Origin of the sequence: Psychrobium sp. MM17-31 (assembly GCF_022347785.1) — a bacterium.
Lineage (GTDB): Bacteria > Pseudomonadota > Gammaproteobacteria > Enterobacterales > Psychrobiaceae > Psychrobium.
Window position 1 is genome coordinate 387,826 of sequence record NZ_JAKRGA010000002.1, and the last position, 20,433, is coordinate 408,258.

Annotated in this window: 19 protein-coding genes; 5 read left to right on the plus strand and 14 right to left on the minus strand. The window is 42.6% G+C overall.

The genetic code is table 11. The features are described from left to right. Positions 1-9: 9 nt before the first annotated feature. Positions 10-591, minus strand: a complete 582-nt coding sequence (locus MHM98_RS06270) for an RseA family anti-sigma factor (protein WP_239438410.1) — start codon at positions 589-591, stop codon at positions 10-12. 12 nt (positions 592-603) lie between these two features. Beyond that, positions 604-1,182, minus strand: a complete 579-nt coding sequence (gene rpoE / locus MHM98_RS06275; RefSeq protein ID WP_239438411.1) for an RNA polymerase sigma factor RpoE — start codon at positions 1,180-1,182, stop codon at positions 604-606. 217 nt (positions 1,183-1,399) lie between these two features. Here rpoE and nadB point away from each other — a divergent pair, with 217 nt between their 5' ends. Further along, entirely contained in the window at positions 1,400-2,995 is a 1,596-nt protein-coding gene (gene nadB, locus MHM98_RS06280) for an L-aspartate oxidase (RefSeq protein WP_239438412.1), read from the plus strand. Here the strand turns inward: nadB and MHM98_RS06285 are convergent. Beyond that, positions 2,973-3,416 carry a protein YgfX gene (locus MHM98_RS06285; RefSeq protein ID WP_239438413.1) on the minus strand — a complete coding sequence of 148 codons (444 nt, stop codon included), beginning with the start codon at positions 3,414-3,416 and terminating at the stop codon, positions 2,973-2,975. The genes nadB and MHM98_RS06285 overlap by 23 nt on opposite strands. Positions 3,417-3,629: 213 nt before the next feature. On the opposite strand from MHM98_RS06285, the gene MHM98_RS06290 reads away from it, so the two are divergent. Continuing rightward, positions 3,630-4,613: a hypothetical protein gene (locus MHM98_RS06290; protein WP_239438414.1), complete on the plus strand. Its 984-nt coding sequence runs from the start codon at positions 3,630-3,632 to the stop codon at positions 4,611-4,613. A 67-nt stretch (positions 4,614-4,680) separates the two neighbouring features. On the opposite strand, the gene MHM98_RS06295 is transcribed toward MHM98_RS06290, so the two are convergent. The 5 genes from MHM98_RS06295 to rppH are packed head-to-tail and all read right to left on the minus strand — an operon-like array spanning position 4,681 to position 7,950. Further along, on the minus strand, positions 4,681-4,941 hold the full coding sequence (locus MHM98_RS06295) for a succinate dehydrogenase assembly factor 2 (RefSeq protein WP_239438415.1): 261 nt from the start codon (positions 4,939-4,941) through the stop codon (positions 4,681-4,683). 29 nt (positions 4,942-4,970) lie between these two features. Beyond that, positions 4,971-5,765 (minus strand): thymidylate synthase, encoded by a 795-nt coding sequence (gene thyA, locus MHM98_RS06300; RefSeq protein ID WP_239438416.1) that lies wholly within the window; start codon positions 5,763-5,765, stop codon positions 4,971-4,973. Between the two features lie 2 nt (positions 5,766-5,767). Beyond that, a complete protein-coding gene (gene lgt / locus MHM98_RS06305) occupies positions 5,768-6,580 on the minus strand; it encodes a prolipoprotein diacylglyceryl transferase (RefSeq protein ID WP_239438417.1) in 813 nt (270 codons plus the stop codon). A 10-nt stretch (positions 6,581-6,590) separates the two neighbouring features. Continuing rightward, a complete protein-coding gene (locus MHM98_RS06310) occupies positions 6,591-7,409 on the minus strand; it encodes a sulfite exporter TauE/SafE family protein (protein ID WP_239438418.1) in 819 nt (272 codons plus the stop codon). 37 nt (positions 7,410-7,446) lie between these two features. Continuing rightward, positions 7,447-7,950 carry an RNA pyrophosphohydrolase gene (gene rppH / locus MHM98_RS06315; RefSeq protein WP_239438419.1) on the minus strand — a complete coding sequence of 168 codons (504 nt, stop codon included), beginning with the start codon at positions 7,948-7,950 and terminating at the stop codon, positions 7,447-7,449. Between the two features lie 770 nt (positions 7,951-8,720). Here rppH and mutH point away from each other — a divergent pair. Both mutH and MHM98_RS06325 read left to right on the plus strand, forming a co-directional pair. Next, complete coding sequence (gene mutH, locus MHM98_RS06320; protein ID WP_239438420.1) at positions 8,721-9,392, plus strand: DNA mismatch repair endonuclease MutH; 672 nt, start codon at positions 8,721-8,723, stop codon at positions 9,390-9,392. A gap of 160 nt (positions 9,393-9,552) precedes the next feature. Beyond that, positions 9,553-11,616 (plus strand): NADPH-dependent 2,4-dienoyl-CoA reductase, encoded by a 2,064-nt coding sequence (locus tag MHM98_RS06325; RefSeq protein WP_239438421.1) that lies wholly within the window; start codon positions 9,553-9,555, stop codon positions 11,614-11,616. Between the two features lie 28 nt (positions 11,617-11,644). Here the strand turns inward: MHM98_RS06325 and MHM98_RS06330 are convergent, their stop codons facing one another. Next, positions 11,645-12,214: a GspH/FimT family pseudopilin gene (locus MHM98_RS06330; protein ID WP_239438422.1), complete on the minus strand. Its 570-nt coding sequence runs from the start codon at positions 12,212-12,214 to the stop codon at positions 11,645-11,647. 165 nt (positions 12,215-12,379) lie between these two features. On the opposite strand from MHM98_RS06330, the gene MHM98_RS06335 reads away from it, so the two are divergent. Continuing rightward, positions 12,380-14,500 (plus strand): ExeM/NucH family extracellular endonuclease, encoded by a 2,121-nt coding sequence (locus tag MHM98_RS06335; RefSeq protein WP_239438423.1) that lies wholly within the window; start codon positions 12,380-12,382, stop codon positions 14,498-14,500. Positions 14,501-14,583: 83 nt separating this feature from the next. On the opposite strand, the gene MHM98_RS06340 is transcribed toward MHM98_RS06335, so the two are convergent. The 5 genes from MHM98_RS06340 to MHM98_RS06360 form a co-directional block, all read right to left on the minus strand. Beyond that, positions 14,584-15,033: a DoxX family protein gene (locus MHM98_RS06340; protein WP_239438424.1), complete on the minus strand. Its 450-nt coding sequence runs from the start codon at positions 15,031-15,033 to the stop codon at positions 14,584-14,586. Between the two features lie 4 nt (positions 15,034-15,037). Then, positions 15,038-15,874, minus strand: coding sequence for a DNA-binding domain-containing protein (locus MHM98_RS06345; protein ID WP_239438425.1), 837 nt, complete (start codon positions 15,872-15,874; stop codon positions 15,038-15,040). 1 nt (position 15,875) lies between these two features. Continuing rightward, positions 15,876-16,721: a DUF692 domain-containing protein gene (locus MHM98_RS06350; protein ID WP_239438426.1), complete on the minus strand. Its 846-nt coding sequence runs from the start codon at positions 16,719-16,721 to the stop codon at positions 15,876-15,878. A 12-nt stretch (positions 16,722-16,733) separates the two neighbouring features. Continuing rightward, positions 16,734-16,997 (minus strand): DUF2282 domain-containing protein, encoded by a 264-nt coding sequence (locus MHM98_RS06355; RefSeq protein ID WP_239438427.1) that lies wholly within the window; start codon positions 16,995-16,997, stop codon positions 16,734-16,736. Between the two features lie 203 nt (positions 16,998-17,200). After that, positions 17,201-20,413, minus strand: a complete 3,213-nt coding sequence (locus tag MHM98_RS06360; protein ID WP_239438428.1) for a glycoside hydrolase family 2 TIM barrel-domain containing protein — start codon at positions 20,411-20,413, stop codon at positions 17,201-17,203. Positions 20,414-20,433: the final 20 nt, after the last annotated feature.

A 20,433-nucleotide genomic window follows, 5' to 3' on the forward strand; every position in this document is an offset into this window, starting at 1 on the left:
TACTTTCCCCTATTTGTCTTTTTGTGGCGAACTCGCCTTTAAGCGCTGCTGCAATAAATGATCTTTAATATAGGCATTCATTTTACGCTCAACCGCCATGCGCTCTTCTTCAGTCATTTGCTGTTGAACATCAGTTGATGTTCTCGAGAACTGCTGACTTACTGGAGATGCATACCCCCCCGTTGGCATGGTTTGTAATACTGGAATATCTTGCTCTGCTGTTTGATTAGACTGCAACTGAATTGCACTAACCACCATAACCGCAGCAACAGAGGCAGCGATGCCATATGAGCCAAAGCGACCAAATAGTGATACCACGTTACCACTTGGTTTTTCTACTTTTTCGTCTGTGGTATTAACCGCAGTTTTTGGTGCTAAGATAGCTGGTTCTAGCTCGATAGCAGCACTAACCTTACTGGCAAAATCTGTTGAAAAAGCTGGTGCTAATTCATCGCGCATAGCATCACCAATGGTGTGAAAACGCTCGAAGTCTTTTGCACTTTCTACATCGTTAATCAATGCTTCTAACTGTGCTGCTGAAAGTTCTTGTCCATCCATGAAAGACGACAATAATTCTTTATTCTTTGACACTATTAATACCTTCTATCGTTGCATTAGCGGATCGATTTGCTTATCTAACGCTTCACGAGCCCTAAAAATACGCGAACGAACTGTCCCAACAGGACATTCCATTACATTAGCGATATCTTCATAACTTAAGCCATCTAATTCACGCAGCGTGATTGCCGTGCGTAAATCTTCTGGTAACTTCTCTAGAGTAGCAACTACTACCCCTTGTAATTCATCGGTTAACAACAAGCGCTCAGGCGATGCACCTTCGCGAAGCTCTTCACCGCCATCGTAGTATTCACCATCTTCAATATCGATGTCTGAACTCGACGGCCGGCGCTTTTGTGCAACTAGGTAGTTTTTAGCTGTATTGACCGCAATTCTATATAACCAAGTGTAAAATGCGCTATCGCCACGAAAGTTTGGCAGTGCGCGATATGCCTTAATAAATGCTTCTTGAGCAACATCTGGCACATCACCTTGGTTTTTCACAAAACGACTAACTAAATTTAATACCTTGTGTTGATACTTTCTAACTAAGAGATCAAAAGCGGCCTTATTACCTTGCTGTACTAATTCAACTAACTGCTGATCTGTTTTTGTTTCGCTCATTCAAGCATTTTCCTCAACATTTGTTCCACTTTACTGATTGCTCGAAGTAAACGCACAATGAATAGACTTAGGTGTCTGGTAAAAGTTCACTTAATGTAACAATTTTTTATTTTACGTAAAAACTACGCCTAATTTAACACCATTGGACGAGTTTTTTACTAGTTAATTCAACGTTTGTTAGCTAATATTGGCCAACTTCAAATTTCCATACAACATCATGACAGACGCGATTGAACATTTCTGTGACACATTAATTATTGGTAGTGGCGCTGCTGGCCTAACGCTGGCGCTGCAAGTTGCTCAATTTTCAAAAGTTATCGTTTTGAGCAAAGCCAATATCAACGATGGTTCGACTTTCTACGCCCAAGGCGGTATAGCAGCAGTCTTTGATAAAAAAGACAGCATTGAATCTCATGTTTCAGATACTTTAATCGCAGGCGCGAATTTGTGTGATAAAAGTGTTGTTGAAATGACAGCGCAAAATGCCAAAGCATCTCTAGAGTGGTTAATTGATTGCGGCGCAGATTTCGATCAAGAACTATCGAGTAAAGGCGAACAACGCTATCACCTGACTAAAGAAGGTGGTCACAGTCATCGTCGTATCTTGCACGCCGCCGATGCGACGGGTAAAGAAGTACAAACCACTTTACAATCTCAAGTATTGGCCCATCCCAATATTACCGTGTTAGAACGTTATAATGCCGTTGATCTCGTCACTGCTTCTAAAGATGAAACGAAACGTGTTATTGGCGCCTATGTTTGGTGTCGCGATCGCGAACAAGTGGAAACAATTCACGCACAGCATATCGCGTTAGCAACTGGCGGAGCTAGCAAGGTTTATCAATATACGAGTAACCCTGATGTTGCCAGTGGTGACGGTATAGCCATGGCTTGGCGCGCAGGTTGTCGCGTAGCTAATTTGGAATTTAATCAATTTCACCCAACGAGTCTATTTCATCCTCAATCGAATAACTTTCTCTTATCTGAAGCATTACGCGGTGAAGGCGCTTATTTAAAACGGCCTGATGGCAGCCGTTTTATGGATGACTTTGACGCACGTGGTGAACTTGCACCGCGCGATGTTGTAGCTAGAGCCATTGACTATGAAATGAAGCGTTTAGGTGTCGACTGTCTCTATCTGGATATTAGCCACAAGAATGACGAGTTTATTACCTCGCATTTCCCTACGATTTATCAACACTGTTTGTCCTTGGGTATCGATATTACTAAAGAGCCGATGCCAGTAGTGCCAGCGGCGCACTATACCTGTGGCGGCGTCAAAACCGATAAACACGGTGCAACAGATATCGAAGGCCTTTATGCCATCGGCGAAGTAGCTTACACAGGGTTACACGGCGCAAATCGCATGGCGAGTAATTCACTTCTGGAATGTTTAGTCTTTGCCAAAACTGCAGCTGACCATATTCAGGCGGACTTCAAAGCACCACATAGCCACACACCAATTGCTCCGTGGGATGAGTCTAAGGTCACCAATTCAGATGAAGAAGTTGTCATTCAACACAACTGGCATGAACTGCGTTTATTTATGTGGGACTATGTGGGAATTGTGCGTACTAACAAGCGATTAGCCCGAGCTAAGCGCCGCGTTGAGCTATTGCAAACAGAAATCGACGAGTACTATTCTAACTTTAGAGTCTCAAATAATCTGCTTGAGCTACGAAATTTAGTGCAGGTTGCGCAGCTTATTATCGATTGCGCTATTGCTCGCAAAGAAAGTGTGGGGCTTCACTATAACCTTGATTATCCTCAGGCGAGTAAGAATAGTGGCCCTACGGTATTAGGTCCTCGCTAACACAACGTTGTCTGTGCCGTATGATTCGGCGCAGACGTCGATACTGTTGATTGGTCACAGCATCTCGCCAAATAAGCAGTTGAATATGTTGTGCTTCTTCTGTTTCTTCAAGCTTTAAACAAACCAATAAATGGGACTCAACGCTAGTGGGTAAAACCCTAGCATCGAAGATCAAGTTACCGCGGTAATGGACATCTCCCGATTGACTAATTGTCAGTAGGTAATGCGCTTCTTTCTCAAACCACAATAGTGCACAAGCAGCAATAAAACCTCCGCCCCATACGATGATGCCTAACCAAATAGATGAGAACCAACTCAGGCTGAAATAAAACATCAAGCCATGAAGCACAGCAAAAGCAGAGACTGCTGAAACCACCCTCATTCTAGAGGCTGTCACTTCGACGGAGTATTTCGATTTCATCTTAATGTCGAACTCTTACTTAAAATAATTCACCCTATGAGTATAGGAGAGTTTCTCAATGAGCCAAGAATCCTGATTTGGGGAACTCAACCGACACAATATCCTGATATAAGGAATGTCAAAACCAGCATAGTTCAATAAATCAATCACTTAAGATTGGCATCTTCTCTGAATACCTCCGCCTGATTAACAACACCATCAAGGAAATAATAAATGACGAGTTATTCACTACTATCAACATTTAAAAGCTCGAAAATTATCGCGCTGAGTTTTACATTGTTTGGAACAGCACTATTAGCGAAAAATTCTCTAGCATCTCAAACCAATGCCGCTTTAAACGAACAAGTTAAAAAGCAACTTGCTGCAATGCAAGCGCAACAAAACCTTCCCAAACTGACTTTAACTAAAGTACATCAAGCAAAAACCTTTACTCTTTGGAATACAACAGCGAATCAAAGTCCAACATGGGGGGCTTCCCTTGAGCAAGCAGCTCAGTTATTTGAATCTGTCGTTGGCTTACCTCAAGCCATTGATATTGTATTGGTGGATAAGCCTGCTGATGTTGCGAGAGTCGATACTAGCGCTTTTAACTATCCATTAGTTCTACCCATCAACGCGGTTCGTTCAAAAAAAGTCAGCGAAGCATCAGTAATTGACGGGGTGATACGTCACGAAAGCTGCCATCAGTGGCTAATTAGTTACGCTAATTCCAAGGGGCTAAAGAGCATTCCAAACGCTGATGGCATGCCGTCATATGGTCACCCACAACTCCCTGACTGGCTCGATGAAACCGTCGCTGTCATGTGCGAAAACAGTGAATTAAAAGGCTCAAGACTCAAAGATAGTAAGTTTGAAAGCATTGATATGAAGAACTATCTAACCATGGAGCACCCGGTTTACGCGCAAATTAAAACAATGCTGCAAGCTCAAAAACAAGCACAGGAGGTAAAATCAGAAAATCACACCATGGTGTTAACACTAGAGGACAACGAGCAAGATAAACTAAATTACTATACTCAGTCCGCCTATTTTAAGCAGTTTTTAGTCGCTAAATTTGGCATAAAATCACTAGGGATGATTGTCGATGATTTCATCGATGGCAAAACCATAGAACAATCACTGGCTTCGCGTTTTAATGTGGCTAGTATCAAAGCGCTTGAACGAGAATTTGAGAAGTTTTTAATCGAGTCGAAATAGTAATTCGGAGCACCAATAGCAAAAGGGCAGTTAATTTCAACTAACTGCCCTTTTGCTGTATTTCTGGTTACACTTTTACGCGATTAACGATATAAGTCATCATCGCTTGCAGAGCAGGGTCATCACTCTTTTGATGGCCCATCGCCCACGCAAATAAATCGGGATCGTCACAACGCAACAAACGCTCGAACGTCGCTTTATCGACATCATTCAAATCATCCCATGCTTCTTCGACAAAAGGACTAAATAGTACGTCTAATTCCAACATACCGCGGCGACAGGCCCAGCGTAAACGAGGTTTATCTAGCGTTGGTTTTTCGTTACTCATTTCTTTAATTCCTAAAACTAGTTGTGTAGCTAAACTGCAACAGGCGCGCTAATGTGTGGGTGTGGATCATAATCACTGATTTCAAAATCTTCAAATTTGTAATCAAAGATAGAATCAGGTTTACGCATAATGGTAAGTGTTGGCATTGGACGTGGTTCACGACTGAGCTGTAAAGCTACCTGCTCCATATGGTTGCTGTATAGGTGGGTATCACCACCAGTCCACACAAACTCACCGACGTCGAGTCCAACTTGTTGCGCCAGCATATGCGTTAACATGGCGTAGCTAGCAATGTTAAATGGCAGCCCTAAGAACACATCACAACTGCGCTGATAAAGCTGACAAGAAAGTTTGCCGTTAGCAACGTAAAATTGGAACAAACAATGACAAGGGGACAATGCCATTTCACCTAGCTCACCAACATTCCATGCACACACAATCATGCGGCGAGAATCAGGATCGTTTTTCAACAGTTCAACCAAATCAGTAATTTGATCGACAAATTCGCCATCGCCTTTTGGCCAGCTGCGCCATTGCTTACCATAAACAGGACCAAGATCGCCATTCTCGTCAGCCCACTCATCCCAAATTCGAACGCCGTTATCGGTCAAATAGCCGATATTAGTATCGCCATTTAAGAACCACAGCAACTCGTGAATAATAGAGCGTAAATGACATTTCTTAGTGGTCACTAATGGAAAGCCTTTGCTTAAATCAAAACGCATTTGATAACCAAACACACTGCGCGTACCCGTGCCAGTGCGATCTGATTTGTCATTGCCGTTATCGACAATGTGTTGCATTAAATCCAAATACTCTTTCATGATTAAGCGGCTTCCTTTAACGACGATTTATTTTGTAATGCGCGATAAATTAACCACGCGCCAATAATGAGCATTGGGATAGTTAACATTTGTCCCATGCTTAAACTGTATTCTGTTACCAATGATTCTAAATGCTTATCCGGTGCTCTAAAGAACTCAATAATAAAGCGACATACACCATAACCAAACAAGAACGCACCACTTATTAAGCCAAGTGGACGAGGCTTACGAGAAAGTAAAAATAACACTAAGAACAAACAGAAACCTTCTAGTGCCGCTTGATATAACTGAGAAGGATGTCTTGCCAGTGGGCCACCGCCCGGAAATACCATTGCCCAAGGCACATCAGTGACTCGTCCCCATAACTCGCCATTAATAAAGTTACCGATACGACCAAACCCTAATCCCAAGGGAACTAGCGGGGCAACAAAATCACCTATTTGCAATAGATGTTTCTTTTCACGACGCGCAAAGTAAAACAGTGCAGTTATTACACCAATGAGGCCGCCATGGAATGACATACCGCCTTCCCAGACCTTAAATAAATAAATAGGATCGGCGAGGAATAAATCAAAATGATAAAACAAAACATAACCGATACGACCGCCGAGAATTACCCCTAAAAAGCCGTAAAATAGAAGATCACTAACTTGATCGCGTGTCCAACCAGAATTAGGTTTGTCTGCCTGTTTATTACCAAGCCAAATTGCCCCTGCAAAGCCCAACAGATACATTAATCCGTACCAACGAAGCGCAATTGGACCAATACTGAAAATAACAGGATCTATTTGCGGAAACTGAATAAACTCTTGCACAAAGCTACCTTTAACTAAAAATAATTTCTGCTGCAACTATAAAGAGCAACACTGAAAAACACCGTTTTAACACCTTCACCGGTAATCGCTGCGCCACGCTAACGCCCAGTGGCGCAGTAAACATCGACAAACAAATAATCCCCAATAACGCTGGAAGATAGATATAGCCAAGGCTCCACGTCGGCAAGGCAATTGACGAGTTTAATCCCGCGCCTAAATAACCAATTGAGCCCATTGCAGCAACCGCGAATCCCACCGCAGCAGAAGCACCAATGGAGCGTCGCATATCGAGTTTAACGACCGATGTTAAAAACGGTACCAATAATACACCACCACCAATACCCAATAAACTGGCAATTACACCAATGATGAAGCATACAACCGTCAATGTGACCGATGAATACTCTGGACGTTCAATATATTCGCCTTCAATTTTCTTCGAACCATGCCACATTTGCACTGCCATCAACATTGCAAAAACAGCGAACAGAATTTGTAAATAATCACTGGGGATGAGATCTGCAAAATATCCACCAGCTAAGCCACCTGTGCCAACGCCAATTAGCATTTGTGGTAAGAAAAAACGGGGAATATTGCGCTTTCGATAGTGAGTTAATAAGGTAGAAATGGCCGTTAAAACAATTGCAGCCAAGGATGTTGCCAGCACAACGGGCATTAGCGCATCAGGTGCAATACCAGTTAAGGGAAGCATTAAAATAAGTGCGGGGACAATAACCAAACCGCCACCAATACCGAGCAATCCAGCCAAGAAACCCACTACAGCGCCCAGTGCTAAACACATCAAGAAAATTTGTAGTGAGATATCCAAAGCGTTTTAACTCAATTAGTGATCAGTGAAAAAAGCGTTAATGACGATTTGCGTGCTCTTTTTTAGGAATTGGCATACAGTGGCCGACTAACTCTTTCATTGCTCGTCGGTAAACATCGCGTTTGAAAGAAATCACCTGTCTAACTGGATACCAATAACTTACCCAGCGCCAGTCATCAAATTCTGGATGGTTAGTACGCCCAAAATCGATCGCATCTTCTGAGCTAACCAGCTTGAGTAAAAACCAGCGCTGTTTCTGACCAATACACACAGGTTTACTGTCGTGTCTAATCATGCGATTAGGCAATTTATAATGTAACCACGAACGCGTTGAACCGAGAATCTTGACATCTTTCGGTTTAAGTCCAACCTCTTCATAAAGCTCTCGATACATAGCTTCTTCAGGAGACTCACCTTTATCAATGCCACCTTGAGGAAATTGCCAAGAGTGTTGACGATGCCGTTTTGCCCACATTACTTGCCCATGTCCATTGCATATAATTATGCCGACATTAGGTCGGTAGCCGTCAGCGTCAATCATGAAGTAACCTCAAAATAGGCGATTTTTATCGAGTAGAGACCTTATATCAGAATATGGAATAAATAGATATAACAGCCATTTAGATCGCGTAAAGATCGCACAGTTGATCTTTATTACAAAACCTCGAATATTATGATCCAACAAGGTTATTAACTTTTTCTGTGGATAAAGCAGTGTGAAAAATGAAATAAATGTCATTATATCCACAAAAACAGTAGCACCTAATGCTATTAGCAGAGTTAACCACTTTTACACCCAAAACAAAAATAAATTTTAAAACATAAAGTTAACTAACTAATTCACAGGAAAGATAACAAATAACTCACTACCTAAATTTATTCAGATTAACGGCTAATAAAATGCTAAAAGCACTGTTCGTTATTCATACAATTTAAAGTTACCCACAAAAATGGGATTAAAATTGAGTAAAATTTGCCTAAATATTACTAAATTTTAATTTTTATGTAAGTTATGAACAGCACATCAAATATCAAACTAACTTATCCAACAAATCTGTGCATAACTTTGTGCATGAGAGTCTTATATGTTAATTTTAATCGCACAATGCGTAAAAAACTGCGCGAAAAACTACCTCTAAATACGATTAACTTACTGTAAAATAAGCATTAGCTAAAATCGTCACTATTTAACAACAAAATACTGAGCAAAAAACAATCACTAGTATTAAAGAATGAGTCAAGGCAAAGAGATTGCAGCTAACGCCTTATCCATCGTAAACTAATACCTCCTCATTAATAAGCTTCCTAACTATGTCACAGCCACCTATCTCCGAAAGCGATTTACTTGATGCCGCACAGGCGCTGTCAGGACTAACCTTGGCGCAGGTTGCTAGCGATAACAATATCCAAGTACCACAATCATTGCTTAGAAATAAAGGCTGGATCGGCAACCTATTGGAGATTGCCCTAGGCGCTAATGCTGGCTCTAAACCGATACAGGATTTTCCCGAGCTGGGCATAGAGCTAAAAACCATTCCTATCGACCGCACAGGAAAGCCACTTGAAACGACCTTTGTTTGCGTAACTCCGCTACTCGGAATCGCTGGTCTACAATGGCAACAGAGCAACATCGCCAATAAGCTAAGTAAGGTACTTTGGGTGCCAATATTATCTGAAAAGGAACTAGCCATTGGCGAGCGCCAAATTGGCACACCGTTCTTATGGCAACCATCACCACAGCAAAATCATTTATTGCAACAAGATTGGGAAGAGATCATGGAAATGATTGCGATGGGACAAATTGACAAGATTACCGGAAAAACTGGCGAAGTTTTGCAATTGAGACCAAAAGCGGCTAACTCTAAAGCGCTGACCGATGCCACAGGTCCTAATGGTGAACTAATTAAAACCCTGCCCCGCGGTTTTTATCTCAAAATTCCTTTTACTCACGATATCTTAAAACAGCAATTTGGTTTCGTATAATCTCCCCCTTTGCACAACGATTAAAATTGCTTAAGTTGTAATCTAATTAGACTTAGCGTAAAGTTCAAACTAGCGTTTGATTCGTTAACTTATAAAGCTGCTAAAAGCAGCTCTAACAACAATAAAAATAGCAACATCGAATTGCACCTTCGGAGCCAATATGTCGAGCACTACAACCTCAGCAACACCTTTGCCAAATTCGCCTTATCCACACATGCTAGCGCCATTGGATTTAGGTTTTACTACCCTTAAAAACCGTGTACTTATGGGCTCAATGCATACAGGTCTCGAAGAAGAGAGAAACGGTTTTGATAAACTCGCCGTATTCTACGCCGAGCGTGCGCGCGGCGGTGTCGGCTTAATAGTAACAGGCGGTATAGCGCCAAATTTCCGTGGCCGCATCGCTCCGCACGGCTCGCAATTAAGTTTCGGCTGGCAAACTAAAAAGCACAAAAAAGTGACCGATGCGGTCCATAAAGAAGGCGGCAAGATCTGTTTGCAAATTCTGCATACCGGCCGCTACGCTTATCATCCTTTTAATATCAGTGCTTCGGCTATCAAAGCGCCAATCAATCCATTTAAGCCTCGTCAAATGAGCGAGCGCCAAATTAAAAAGACCATTAAAGACTTCGCATCGACCTGTGAACTTGCCCAAAAGGCCGGTTACGACGGTGTTGAAATCATGGGCTCAGAAGGCTATTTGATCAATCAGTTCTTATGTCAGCGCACTAATCAGCGCCAAGATCAATGGGGCGGTAATTATGAAAACCGGATGCGACTGGCATTAGAAATAGTCAAAGCATCACGTAAGAAAGTCGGCACTGACTTTATTATTATCTTCAGACTATCGATGCTCGATCTTGTTGAGCAAGGTAGCACGTGGGACGAAGTTGTAGAGCTCGCTAAAGCGCTGGAGCAAGCTGGTGTGACTATCATTAATACAGGTATCGGCTGGCACGAAGCCCGTATTCCAACTATTGCAACCTCGGTTCCTCGCGCAGCATTTAGCTGGGTGACGGCGAAAATGAAAAAAGAAGTTAGCATTCCACTAATTACCACCAACCGAATTAACACTCCAGAAGTCGCAGAAGACATCCTGAGTCGCGGCGACGCGGATATGGTATCGATGGCAAGACCGATGCTGGCAGATGCCGACTTTGTAAATAAAGCGGCGGCGGATCAAAGCGATAGCATTAATATCTGTATTGCCTGTAATCAAGCGTGTTTAGATCATGTCTTTAAGCAAAAACGCGCCTCTTGTTTAGTTAATCCACGTGCCTGTTATGAAACAGAACTTAACTTTGAAACCGCAGCACAGAAGAAAAAACTGGCGGTGATTGGCGGTGGTATGGCGGGTATGTCATTTGCCATCTATGCCAAACAGCGCGGCCATGAAGTCACTCTGTTCGAAGCAAAAGATCAATTGGGCGGTCAGTTTAATCTCGCTAAAAATGTTCCTGGCAAAGAAGAATTTATTGAATCACTCAAGTATTTTACTAGTGAACTAAGCCGTCAGAACATCACTGTGCATCTCAATTCGGCACAAACTGTTGAGCAATTAAAAGCTGCAGATTTTGATGACGTTATTCTCGCAACGGGTGTTGTACCACGTATTCCAGCGATCGACGGAATAGATCATCCAAGTGTTTACAACTATCAACAAGTACTCAGTGGAGAAGCAACCATAGGTAATAAAGTAGCCGTACTAGGTGCAGGTGGCATTGGCTATGATATTAGTGAGTTCTTAACTGAAAGTGGTGAATCACACACCGTTAATCTCGATTTATGGCTTAAGGAATGGGGTATCGATCAAGAGATATCTCATCCTGGCGGTATTGAAGGCGTGCAGCAAGTTCAACCGGAGTCTGCTCGTCATATTTATATGCTGCAGCGTAAAGACGAACGTTTTGGTAAATCATTACAACCGACAACTGGTTGGATCCATCGTGCCGCATTAAAAAAACGCACCGTAGAAATGATTGGCGGTGTGAGCTATGAAAAGATTGATGATCAAGGTCTGCATATTTCAATTGATGGTAAACCACAAACCCTAGAGGTGGATAACATTGTTATTTGTACTGGCCAAGAGTCTCAAAACCAACTTGCCCAAGGTCTGCAGGATGCAAATATTTCAGTACACTTAATTGGTGGCGCTGATTTCGCCGGAGAGTTAGATGCCAAACGCGCCATTAGGCAAGGCGCCGAGTTAGCCGCTCGAATTTAAATTAAAAAATCGATGGTGAGCTAATCCCTTAAGCACAAGAGATTAGCTTACCTTCTCTATCTTCATGAAATCCATCTCCGTCGCTATCGGTAGATAATCGAGCACGCCCTATCTTAGTAATAATGAGAGCTCGATTGTAATGTTGTGGTTCATTGGCAAAACAAAAGCGAAAAGTACCATTCTGATTATTGGTCCAGCCACTAGCCACATATTGCAAGTAGCTCCTATTTGGAAAAGCACGCCATGTCACTTGTAAATTTTTCGCTCGTGCTTGAAAGAACTTAATAACTTTATCGTCAGGATCTCGTTTTCGATCACCATTGTGGTCGACAAACACTAGCACTCCCTCATGCCAATACTTTTTTGCCATACACTTTTGGCCATCTGTTGACGCGCACATAATGACATCTGTTTTGTTATACAACGCATATTGCCTTGCCATTCTTTGCACTGCAACAAATTCATTAACATGAGTGGTCATATGATTACGTAGTGTCATTTCCTTTAAAGACGAGGCACCTAGATGGAGGACGATTATAACAATAGCCATTGCTATCATGAGCTCGACAATAGTAAACCCGCTAACTGATCGCTTCATTTCATTGCTCCCTGCAATTTGCGTGTTTCAAAGTATAGTCAAGGGATTTACTTTAAGAGCGGCGATTAAAGTCACAATTTTAAATTGATAATATTTACATTCACTTAAATTAAAAATAATTGTGTTAGGCTAAGCCCACTCTAATAACAAGGTTTTGGATGACTCATGAAATTTAACCCGATACTTGTATCTCTGCTGTTAGCAACTGGGGCTGCGACTCAAGTCGCTCACGCGACGACTACAAAAACCATTATGGAAATACAGGGCGCAGGCGCTCATTCCCCATTGGTCAATGTTGATAACAAACAATATGAATCAAAAAGTGAGATTACAACTACCGGTGTAATCACCCACATTCAGCAGCGCCCACTGGGTCGAGACATCGCCACGGGTTTTTATATTCAAGATGCAAAAGGCGATAATAATCCTTACACCTCAGATGCGCTTTTTGTTAGCGCGTCAAAAGAGCAGCTCGCAAAACTAGCTCTCAAAGTCGGTCAAACGGTAACTGTGACAGGAAAAGTCAAAGAGCATTACAGTTTTACTCAGTTATCTGGCAAAGACGTTAAAATTAGCGACACATCAATCACAATGATTAACGCTACTCCGGTACTGTTAAATCCCAAAGACAAACACCTGAGTGATGCGCTAGAGCGTTACGAAGGTATGCGAGTGAGTATTGATGACAGTAACAAGCTATTTGTCAGTCGTAACTATGGTTTTGATCGCAAGGTACGTCGCAATAACCTCGCTCTGTCATATCAGTCAATCAACATGCAGCCCAATCAACAGGCAGCTCCTAGCTCACAAGCCTCTAACAACCAAGTTCGACAAATTCGCGATAACGAGTTGATTGTCGAGTCATTCAACAAGGCTCCTGCTGGCACTATCGCTTGGTATCCAAGCTTTGGGCAAAGCACTAACGGAGCAGATTACGATTACATTCGCATTGGCGATAGCGTTAATAGCATGGCGGGTATCGTAGGTTATTCACACGGCAACTATCGCTTGTTTGTGGAAACTACAGCAAACAAAGAAACCTTCACTCATCACAATCCACGTACCTCGGCGCCAAGTTTAAAAGACGGTGATATTAAGGTCGCTACCTTTAACGTACTCAATTACTTTAATTCTCCATTTGGTGGTGATGCCAACCCCCTATCGCAAAATCGCGGTGCCAAGACTCAAGCAGAATTTGAAATGCAGCGAGCGAAAATCGTTAAGGCGATCCTTGCGCTAGATGCCGATATCATCGGTTTAATGGAAATTGAGAACAATGGCACTCAAACCAATTCAGCGTTGCAGGATTTACTTAATCACATCAATAAAAACCTGCCGCTAGAAAAACATTATCAGTTTGCATCTAATGGCCAAAAATACAATGGTACTGGCGCTATTACCTCACAGGTTATTTATCGCCCGAGTAAAATGTCTGTCGCTAATTTCCAAGTTATCGACATGCCACAGCAAGATGCGCCTGAAATTGGTAAAGAAAATGGTAAGAACTTCATGCGTAATGCAGTGACACCAACCTTTAAGTTAACCGAAAGTGGTGAAAGTCTTACCGTATCCGTTAATCACTTTAAATCGAAAGGCTCGACCTGTTGGGAAGATGTAGCGCTGCAAGACTCGAAAGATGTTGATCAGCAAGGTAGCTGTGAGCATTTTCGCGTATCAGGTGCTTACCACCTAGGAAAAACACTGGCAAAAATCGATGGCCATAAACTAATTATTGGCGATCTCAATGCCTATGCCCTAGAAGATCCATTATCGGTGCTAACAAATCGCCAGCACTTACCACAAGATTACGTCATTCGAGCAGCTCGCAATACGTACATTGGCGGTAATTCGTCGCAAGGTCAGCAGTTACACGGCGATGATGGCGCAGTTATCGACCAATCATTTGGGTACATTAATACGGTACGTGAACTCCATCCGAATGCATTCGGCTATAGCTTCTCAAATGTTGTAGGTACGCTAGATTATATTCTCGCGTCACCATCATTAAAGTCTCACATTGTTGATGTCACCGAATGGAATATTAACTCACCAGAGTCAACATTATTTGAATATGGCACTCGATATACCGGTGATATGAAAAAGCTTGCCGATGTTTATCGCTCATCAGATCACGATCCAGTCGTTATTTCACTGGATTTTGGCAAGGCTCAAGGCCACGAAAAATCGGCAGATAAAGCGTCTGATGATAAGCAAAGCGGCGGTGCAGGCATCATAATGCTAATGGCTGGATTTGCCCTAGCATTTCGACGCAAACTAATTTCGTAAATAATGCGAATCAAACTAAAACGCCCGCTAGCACCATGGTGTTCGCGGGCGTTTCTTTTTAGATAAGAATCTCTGAACGTAAATTACTTAATTAAACTATCAACCGAAATTTTACCGCCGCCGTGTTTAATTAAATAAAGCAATGGCACTAGCCACAAGATGTGTGTAGGCCAAGCATCTGGATAAACTAAAAACTGAATCACCGCAGTCATCACTAACAAACCAAGTGCGCTCAATCTAGTCAAAATACCCAGAATAATGGCTCCCCCTAAAAAGAACTCACCATAAGTTGCTAAAGGCGCAGCAATATCACTAGGAATTATCGGTAACTCGTATTCATATTCAAACAATGCATAAGCAGAATCTGACACATTAAAAAACTGCCATTTTTGCCCCAAGATAGTGCCGCCATCTATTTTCGTTTGTGCACTGCGCCAAAACACCATACCAACAGCAATGCGTGCCACCAATGCGATAACGTCATCAGGAATTTTACTCAACAACTGATTTATCGATTCAAAAAAATTCTTCATCACTTCACTCCTCTGTACCTAACTGGAAACCACTAAATACGTTTAAACTAAATAAGTAACCGAGCATGCCGCCAAGTTCACTATCATCGATATCCCTTCCTGCTTCTTGAGCCGAATTCACCGTTTCTTGCCACGCAACGCCAATCGCTTTTCCGCTAATCAATTGGCTAAGCAACACATAACAATTTCTATCTAAGTTAACCATTTGCACGGCTAAATCTTCGCGGTAAACGATGAGGTTTGCCGCTACAGCATTATCTAAATCTATTGTTTGCTGCTCTTGCTGTTGATTTTGCTGCCAAATTTCGTCAATTGGCCACACTGAATCAAGCAAGTACAGCGAATCTACGACACTAAAGCTAACATTGGCCAATTGCTCGGCAGGAACCTGTCCCAATATTTGAGGATCGAATACCTCACTATCAGCTTGGTGATAGGCTTGATTTTGCACAAACTCCAAACGCGCAACATCTGCTAAGAATGGTAAATCTACACAAGGTGGAAAGGTGCTAATGAACTCACTAAATTCCTCACCATAGTGTAATAATGCAGCGTGCTTTGGCGGGTGTAAACGAACAAATTCTGTGGCAGCTGCCTTAAAGCAATCATCGCCAATTAATTTTTTGATAACAGGATACAAATCGCCAAGTGCGGTCGTAAGCGAGTGCATCACATTATTGCGATAAATAGCGAGTCTAAGCTCAGCTTCGTCCTTAGATGTAGTAACCTCACCTTTAGTGGCAAACAGCGCCATCAGCTCATGACAATCATCGTCCAGCATCGCGGTTAAGAGACTGTGCTCCATTAATGCTTGATAAGATTTCAAATTAGGTGCCGTCATCTCAAGATACCTGCCCTAAATAGTCATTAGCGATATTGGCTTGCGCTTCCAGCGTTTGCCACGTTGGAACATCGTGATCCCATTCGATCAGCGTAGGCATAGCCCCCACTCTGTTCAATGTGTGCTGATACAATTGCCATACATCGTCACAAACCTTAGAGCCGTGATCATCAATACGAATTTCACTATCAAGCAACTTTTGTACACTATGGCCCGCTAAATGAATCTCACCAACTTGCTCAGGCGCTATTGCATCGATATACCCCATAGCGTCAAAACCGTGGTTCATCGCACTAACGTAAACATTATTCACATCCAGTAAAATTTTGCAGCCCGACTGTTTAGCGACTTCGATTAAAAATTCCTGCTCCGAAAACTCGTTATAATTAAGCTCAAAATAGCTCGATGGATTTTCAACGAGGATTTCGCGACCTAACACTTCCTGAGTTTGACTTATATTATTAACGAATACTTGCAGGGTCTCTTTGGTGTACGGCATAGGTAATAAATCATTGAGACTATGAGCACCATGTCGTGACCAAGACAAATGTTCTGACACCATCGCTGGTTGATAGCGCTCTACCAACTGCTTTAGCTCAGATAGCTGCTGTAAGCACAATCCATCGCTACTCCCCAACGACAGACCAACTCCGTGAATAGACAACGGGAACTCTTGACGAATACGCTCTAAATGACGATGAAAGCTACCGCCTTTTCCCATGTAATTTTCTGCGTGGATTTCAAACCAAGCGACCTTGGTTGGCTGACTGAGGATTTGTTCGATATGCTGGGGTTTTAAACCAACTCCAGCACGTGCTGGAATTGGTTGATTTGAATAGTTAAACATTTAGTAATGCGACTATTTCTTAGGCTTTAAGCTACCGCCTACGATTTTTTCACAAGTGCCTTTAGGAACAAACATCCAAGCATTTTTTTGACCATCTTTAGTTGATGAACCAGCACAAGATGTACCAGGACCCGCGTGACAATCGTTTTTACCAGCTTTGGCAATACCGTAACATTTTTCTAGTTTTTTACCTTTTGCTTCAACATCAACTGATGTTACTGCAGCTAAAGAGATTGCAGCAGCAACTGCACCTGTAACTAATACTTTGTTAGACATAATTTCTTCCTCGTGTGTTGTTTAATTTAGTACAGCATATTCAAGTAACCGACATATGCTCAACTTATCTTAAAAGACCTGATAGGCAAAAAATAATTTCAGCAAAATGAGTTATTTGTTTAAATACTATAACTACAGATTGATTACTAAACAACAACCTCCTGAAATAGTGGAGTTTTATTTCCACGATTTCATAGGAATTATCATTTCATTCGCGCTCGCTGTTTTAATTTTTCAACAGTTTGCAATGGCACTAGCGTAAACTGATAGCTCATTGAGGTTGGTGCAATTTGATACTGCTTGTGCACCATGCGTCCCCACGACGTATCACCGCCCACCCCCATTTGACGCATATCGATATTAAAAGTCGTAATATCGCGCATCGGCACATGAGCGCCGTGTTTAGTGGTTACCGGCACTAAACCAGATGCTGATTGTGCGCCATCACCATCGTTGAAATCAATGTCACTTTGATAATAAGGCCACACACTAGTGCTTAACGGCTGTTTGCCGATTGCCAATAACCCGATGCCGTCATTATTGTGCACAGCCATCCAGCGAACGTCGGTTTTATTGGCATTTTCTTGCGGACGGGCATAGTGGTGAATTTGATCTTTGACCTGCCCCGCAAAATAATCGACGCGCGCGCCGGTTTTGCGATCACTGTAGGTCTCATGTGGACCACGGCCAAACCACTTAACATTATCCATGCCTTGCGTGGTAACCAACTGCATTCCGAAGCGCGGCAGTGATGATAATTTATGTTCGCTATCAAGAGAAAGTGAGCTTGTAACGTCAAGCGCACCAGTTTCTGACACTAAATAACTGACGTTATAAGTACCTGGTAATAACTTACTTTGATAAGCAACGGATAGTTCAATACCCTGCTGCTCCTCATTAACTGTTAGATTACTTACAGATAGCGAATCAGCCATTCTCTGCCACACACTGGCCCAGCGATTCATTTTATTACCGAGATCATTATCAGTTGGCGCACGCCAAAAATTAGGTTTTAACGGCTGGCTAAGTAGCGATGTCTTATTAACAATAACTTGCTCTAACCAACCCGTTTGTTGACTAAATTGATAGCGAGTATCGCCACTGGCAATTTCAATAACATCACCTTTAGTGCGCTTAGTAACAGGCTGTTTCACTACATTTAGCGGTGCTGTTTTCAAGGCAACTGGCAACTTAAACTGCTCAACCGCAACCTCATGACCAATAGCTAACACTTGTGTATTGTTCCGTAATTGCGCTTGTTTGGTTACCGCGCTAAGGGTTAAGAAATACTCTTTACTATCACGCTTAGGCAGTTTAGGCAGCTCAAGCGTTAATGTTTTAGCGCTTTGTGCTGAGATTTTTGGCATCGCTATTCGGCCTGAGTAGACAACATCACCATCAGCTTCAATAACCCAATCAAGAGCCAATTCGTCTAACTGCTTAAAGTTATAACGATTCTCGATACTCACCTTACCGCGTGCTAAATCCACAGCTTTAAAGCGCACTGGCTGATAAACCTTTTTCACTTCATAGGCATGAGGATGTGGCTGGCGATCTGGGTTAACTAAACCGTTGTTTAAGAAATTGCCATCGGTTGGTAACGTCGGATGAAAATCCTTACCATAGGCCCAGAATTTAACGCCATTTTCGTCGGTGTATTCCAGTGATTGATCCACCCAATCCCAAATAAAGCCACCTTGTAATACAGGATATTTATCGATTACTTGCCAATAATCTTTCAAATTACCCACCGAATTACCCATCGCGTGCGCGTATTCAATCATAATGCCTGGTCGATGTGGATTAGATTTGGCGTATTTCTCAAGGCGCTGAATTGACGGATACATAGGTGCGAAAATATCGGTGTAATGCTCTTCGCCCGCAGGTTCATACTGCACAGGGCGTGAAGGATCGCGCTCTTTGATCCACTGATAGGTGGCTTCAAATACCTTACCCTCGCCAGCTTCATTACCAAGCGACCAGATGATAATTGACGGATGATTCTTATCCCGCTCAACCATCCGCTTAGTGCGATCTAAATGCGCTGGGATCCACGATAACTCATTGCCTATTTGCGTCTTCGAATTTATCGCCAATGGATGAGACTCAATATTGGCCTCATCAATCACATACATACCGTATTTATCAGTTAGCTCATACCAATAAGGATTATTTGGGTAATGACTCGAGCGCACCGCGTTAATATTAAGCTGTTTCATTAGCTTAATATCTTGTTCCATCGACTCTTTAGAAACGACATGCCCTGTTTGCGGCGATGTTTCATGTCTATCGACACCGCGAATAGTAATTGCCTTGCCGTTAACCTTTAGCTGTGCATTTTCGATGGTGACTTCCCGAAAACCAATCTCGTGACGATGAGTTTCTATCACTTTCTTCTGACTATCTTTTAGCGTCACTAACAACGTATATAGGTTTGGCTGCTCGGCATTCCACAAGGCTGGCGATGTTACCTTCTTGCTAAGCGCCACTTGCGCTTGTTGGCCTTTACTAACAGTCACTTTACCTTGTGATGAAGCCACTTCGGTGAGCTGGTCTCTAGGATCGAGTAGTGAAAATTCAACCTTGAGGTCTCGCTTGTTAACTTGGCTATAATTATTCACCTTCACCGCCACTGAGAGTTCAGCAGCGCTAAAATCGTCATTAAGGTCGGTTTGTACTTCAATATCATAGATACGCTGTTTAGGCGTTGCGTACAAATACACATCCCGCTCAATGCCAGAGATACGCAGCATATCCTGACTTTCTAAATAGCTCGCGTCAGTCCAGCGGCGAAGTTGAAATGCCAACAGATTATCGCCCGCTTGAACATAATCGGTAATATCAAACTCGGCCGGCGTCTTAGCCCCCTGACTAAAACCAACTTTCTCCCCATTTAACCAAACATCTAACGAAGATTTGGCGGCGCCAACATGCAAGAAAACTTGCTTATCACGCCAGCTTTTTGGCAGCTCAAAGTGCTTTCGATAACTACCAATAGGGTTGTAATCTTTTGGGGCGTCGGGCCATTTAGTGGTAAATGGAAAACGTTCATCGAGATAAATCGGATAACCAAAGCCAGAAACTTCCCAATTGGCAGGTACCTTAATTGACGACCAGTCACTGGCATCATAATCAGGTTTGAAGAAGCCTTTGGGCGCATCAGCAGGTGATTTACGCCAATGGAACGGCCATTGACCATTAAGCAGCATAAAGTTCGCCGATTGCTCTTTTGATAAGGTTAAGGCCGCCATCTCATTGGCAAAACCAAAGCTAGTGGCTCGTGGCGGTAATTTGTTAATGCCAAATACGCGGTGATCTTCCCACGGCTGACGCTTATTTGTTTCGCTAGCAATTGACTGGCTCTGGAAACCAACCAATGCGGCAGCCCCAAGAAATAACAAAGGAGTGACTTTCATAACTTAACTCGATGAATAAA